Genomic DNA, 250 nt, shown 5'->3' with positions numbered 1-250 from the left:
ATGATCAGGTAGTCGTAGTCGACGTAGTGGCTCATTTCGCTGACGGCTTCGCGCATGCGGCCTTCGATGATTTCGTCGCTGTCCTGGCCGCGGTTGGTCAGGCGCTGGTGCAACGCTTCCAAAGACGGCGGCAGGATGAAGATGGAACGCGCCTTGGGCATCAGTTGGCGCACTTGTTCGGCGCCCTGCCAGTCGATCTCCAGGATCAGGTCGTGGCCTTCGTCCAGCGTCTGCTGCAGGTGGCTTTGCG

Annotated in this window: 1 protein-coding gene; it reads right to left on the bottom strand. The window is 61.2% G+C overall.

The features are described 5' to 3' along the window. The coding region (locus ABS784_RS17210; RefSeq protein ID WP_483867423.1) for a nucleoside/nucleotide kinase family protein at positions 1-250 on the bottom strand (250 nt) is incomplete at both ends.

The organism is Geobacillus sp. G4, assembly GCF_040327975.1.
Classification (GTDB): Bacteria; Bacillota; Bacilli; order Bacillales; family Anoxybacillaceae; genus Geobacillus; species Geobacillus thermoleovorans.
Note: the sequence above shows the minus strand (reverse complement) of the source record. Positions and strands in the feature narration are given on the sequence as shown.